Origin of the sequence: Herbaspirillum sp. UBA812, assembly GCF_002296545.1 — a bacterium.
In the GTDB taxonomy this organism is placed as follows: domain Bacteria; phylum Pseudomonadota; class Gammaproteobacteria; order Burkholderiales; family Burkholderiaceae_D; genus Herbaspirillum; species Herbaspirillum huttiense.
This window is the reverse complement of record NZ_DBIC01000236.1, coordinates 1177-4000: the sequence shown is the minus strand read 5'-3', so window position 1 is coordinate 4000 and position 2824 is coordinate 1177. Positions and strand designations below refer to the sequence as shown.

Genomic DNA, 2824 nt, shown 5'->3' with positions numbered 1-2824 from the left:
CCGGCCCCGGCGCTGCCAATACCGCATCGGCAGTATGACGCTGCAGCACCGCAGCCCAGCCGTCATCATGCAGCATTTCGCGAGCGGTTGCTTTGACCGGGCGCAGCTTGAGCACGGGTGACACGGGCCGTGCCGCGGCGGCCGCCACCGCGCCCCTGCCGCCGGCCCCGGCCAGCGCCGCAGCCCGGATGGCGCAGGCCAGTTCGGTGACCGCTTCATGCAGGAAATCACGCACGCCCAGTTGCGGACGGGCAATCACCGACACCGCACCGGCGGCCAGTGCTTCGGCCGTGATATCACCGGCACCGCCGACCCGCGCACTGCACATGATGACCGGCGTGGGCCTGCTGGCCATGATCTGGCGCAGGAAGGTAATGCCATCCATGCGCGGCATCTCGATGTCGAGCAGGATCACGTCCGGCCACTCCTGCTGCATCTTGCGCAAGGCAAACACCGGATCGGGCGCGGTCCCGATGACGCGGATGTCGGCAGTCTGCGCCAGCAGCTGCTGTACCAGCTGGCGCACCACCGAGGAGTCATCGACCACCATCACGCGGATGGCTGATGGTGCGTTCATGGCGGCCTCCGGTAGATGGAAGGGGAATGCATCAGCAGATCGAGCTCCATGCCGTGCAGCGATTCCGAATGGCCGACCACCAGGTAGCCGCCCGGCCGCAGGCGCGCGATCACGTCGCGCAAGACCTGCAGCTTGGTCTCGCAATCGAAGTAGATGATGACGTTGCGCAGGAAGATCAGGTCATACAGGCCATCGTCGTGTTCGTGCAGCGCAGTCAGGTTGCGCCGGGCGAATTCGACCTTGGCGCGCAGGTCTGCCTGTACCAGGAAATGGCCTTCGTATTCGCCGGTGCCGAGCAGGCAATAACGGCGCAGATACAGGCGCGGAATGTTCTGCCCGCGCGCCATCGGATAGAGCGCGCGGCGCGCGAAGCGCAGCACGCGCGTGCTGATGTCGGAGCCGAATATCGACCAGCTGCCGGCGGGCCGGTGATGGTCCAGCAGCATGGCCAGCGAATAGGCTTCCTGACCGGTGGCGCTGGCCGCGCTCCAGACGCGCAGATGCTCGCGGTCGCGCCAGCGTGGCAGGAGATCCTGCGTCAGGAAATCGAAATGGCCCTGTTCGCGGAAGAAATAGGTTTCGTTGGTGGTGATGAGATCGATGGCGCGCTGGCGTTCCTCGACCCCCTCGGCACTCGTGATGAGGCGGTGATACTGCGCCAGCCCGCGCAGGCCGAGCTCATGCAGCCGATGACTGAGACGACTCTGCAGCAGGGCCTTCTTGGACAGGGGCAGGTGCAGCCCGATATCCTGCTTGAACAGTTTCTGGAACAGCAGCATGTCGTGATCGCTGACCTCGGGGTCGGCGCACCCGCTGGCCGGTGCGATGGCGGCCACTACCGGCGTCACCGGAATGACGGCCGCAGACGCCGCCTGAGCCCCACGTCCGGCATGCAGACCCGGCACGCTGCCAACAGCCGTGGCCACACCGGCACTGCTGCCTTGCGTGCTGTCGCTGCTGCCTGCCAGGTTGCCGGGTTGGAGCATGGGCCTACTCCCTTTCCGTTTCTGCCGACAGCACAGGCACACCGCCCAGCGCATCCTCGGCACTCATGCCCAGCAGGCTCGCCAGTTCGTCCACCGACAGGACGCGCTGCACATCGAGCACGACGATGAAACGCTCATTGACGTTGATCATGCCCTCGATGAAATCGGCGCGGATGCCGGCACCGAATGACGGGCGCGGCTCGATGTGATCGACACCGATACTCAGCACCGCGCTGACCGCATCGACCATCACGCCCAGCAACAGCAGCTGCTCGTCCTGGACCAGTTCCATGATGATGATGCAGGTACGTTTGGCCTCCATCGTGGGGGCACGGCCGAAGCGCACCGACAGGTCGATCACCGGCACCACCGAGCCGCGCAGGTTGATCACGCCGCGCAGGAAATCAGGCATCAGCGGCACTTCGGTCAGGCCGCCGAATTCGATGATCTCGCGAATGCTGGCGATGGGCATGGCGAAGCTTTCCGTTCCGACCAGGAAGGTCAGGAACTGGCGGCTTTCGATGACCTCTTCCTGCTGCCGCTTGCGGACGGATTCGCCATTCAACGATACGCTGGGCATGGCCTGCTCTCCTTGCTGCCGCGCTGTGCGCGCGGCGGATTGATACGGGACAAGTTCAACGCCATGGCACGCTCCTCAGAAACGCTTGAACGAGGATTCATCCACGCCCGGCGCATCCTCATCCACATCCAGCATCGACAGGCGGCGCGTGCTCTCGCGCCCGCCCTGCGCAGCGGACTGAGCGCGTCTGCCGCGCCGCTCGCCGGATTCCGGTACGCCACCGGCCGCACCGCGCACGCCAGGCTTCTGCAATTCATCCACGCGGAAGAAGCGCATCAGGTCCTGCAGATGGATGGCCTGTGCGCTCATCTCTTCCGAGGTCGCCGACAATTCTTCGGAAGCCGAGGCCGTCATCTGCGTGGTCTGCGCCATCTGGTGCACGGCATTGTTGATCTGTTCCAGACCGGTCGACTGTTCCGCCGAGGCGGCGGCGATTTCCTGCACCAGGTCGGCGGTCTTGCGGATCGAGGGCACCATCTGGTTGAGCAGGCCGCCGGCCTTTTCGGCCAGACCGACACTGTTCTCGGCCACCGCGATGATTTCTTGGGCGGCGGTCTGCGAGCGTTCGGCCAGCTTGCGCACTTCGGCCGCGACCACCGCAAAGCCCTTGCCGTGCTCGCCGGCGCGGGCCGCTTCAATGGCAGCGTTGAGCGCCAGCAGATTGGTCTGGTAGGCGATGTC

The 2824-nt window shown here is 65.4% G+C and carries 4 protein-coding genes; all 4 read right to left on the bottom strand.

Going from position 1 to position 2824, the window contains the following annotated elements:
• A partial coding sequence (locus B3873_RS15350; RefSeq protein WP_286867118.1) for a response regulator occupies positions 1–577 on the bottom strand: 577 nt, incomplete at its 3' end.
• A complete protein-coding gene (locus B3873_RS15345; RefSeq protein WP_286867120.1) occupies positions 574–1356 on the bottom strand; it encodes a CheR family methyltransferase in 783 nt (260 codons plus the stop codon). The genes B3873_RS15345 and B3873_RS15350, both read right to left, overlap by 4 nt.
• 211 nt (positions 1357–1567) lie before the next feature.
• Positions 1568–2143, bottom strand: a complete 576-nt coding sequence (locus B3873_RS15340) for a chemotaxis protein CheW (RefSeq protein ID WP_209533566.1) — start codon at positions 2141–2143, stop codon at positions 1568–1570.
• Between the two features lie 75 nt (positions 2144–2218).
• Positions 2219–2824, bottom strand: a 606-nt coding sequence (locus B3873_RS15335; RefSeq protein ID WP_286867116.1) for a methyl-accepting chemotaxis protein, incomplete at its 5' end; no start/stop codon positions are given.

What these genes read in the sequence shown, in the direction of transcription:
- B3873_RS15345 (WP_286867120.1), bottom strand. Translation starts at nt 1,356, where the DNA reads ATGCTGCTGTTCCAGAAACTGTTCAAGCAGGATATCGGGCTGCACCTG.
- B3873_RS15340 (WP_209533566.1), bottom strand. Translation starts at nt 2,143, where the DNA reads ATGCCCAGCGTATCGTTGAATGGCGAATCCGTCCGCAAGCGGCAGCAG.